This is a genomic window from Sulfuricurvum sp. RIFOXYD12_FULL_44_77 (assembly GCF_001830725.1).
GTDB lineage: Bacteria > Campylobacterota > Campylobacteria > Campylobacterales > Sulfurimonadaceae > Sulfuricurvum > Sulfuricurvum kujiense_A.
Genome location: NZ_MIBU01000219.1, coordinates 1 through 1,041 on the forward strand (window position 1 = coordinate 1; position 1,041 = coordinate 1,041).

Consider the following 1,041-nt stretch of genomic DNA (forward strand, 5'->3'; position numbering starts at 1 on the left):
ATAGGAATACCCTTGCGAAGCAAATGTTGATTTAAAATCAATTTGAAAAATGCGTTGTGTCGCATTAAATGTCCCGATCAACATATCATCGATATCATTAAGGGCATTAGAGTCTTGATTATCATCTTGTGACGTATTGATCTGTCCGGTAATACTATTTAACGTCATAGGAGAGTCATCGATTAAGGTTCCCTCGTCGATGTTAATCGAACGCCGTCCGACCTCTTTTCCGTCTATATCATACACTACGATGTCAAACGTACCGGATTTAAAATTTTCATCGGTACTCAACAAAGATTGATTATTTGAAAAACTGAGAGGATTTGAGACCATTGAGGTGGTCGCGCTCTGTGCATACACATTGTTTGTCGCTTCGATCAACCCTTTTGCAAATGAATCGAGATTGTTGATGGTCTCTTGTAAAAATCCGTCTTCGAATTCTCCGTTTGTCCCGATGGTTGAGCCTCTTAATTCCAAAAGAGCGCCGATTTTTCCGCCGGTGATACGATCGGCAAACGGAATTTTCACCCCGTCTTGACGCTCATAATACAAATCGTTGTAACCGTTCGGATTCGACTCACTGTCCATCCCTATCGGGTGGAATGAACCGCCGTCAACGATATTGAATCCCCCTACTTGGATCGTGTAGCTTCCTTGTTTGAGTGCTATATTGCTGTCTATGACATTGTTCGTTTCAATTTGCCCTACCAGCACTTTTGCATTGACAAGCTTAGTCAACGTCATCTCAAGCTGATTTCGCTGATCACGCAAATCATTGGCATTGTTCGCCCCGCCGGCTTCTGCTTTATTGATCTCAATATTTATGCTTGAAATCTCTTTAGCAATACGGTTAACTTCATCAACATTCACTTTGATTTGATCATTTAAAGAACTTTGTAAACCCGCTACTTGTGTACGCGTTTCTTGAATATGTTGCGTCATTGTTTGCGTTTGCTGTGCAAGGGCTACTTTGAGGGCAGTGTTACTGGGATTGTTAGCAAGCGATTGCCACATATCGAAATAGTTTTGTAAATCATTTTT

General features: G+C 41.2%; 1 pseudogene. It reads right to left on the reverse strand.

The features are described from left to right. Positions 1 to 1,041: pseudogene (locus A2517_RS07890) on the reverse strand (flagellar hook-associated protein FlgK); the annotation flags it as partial.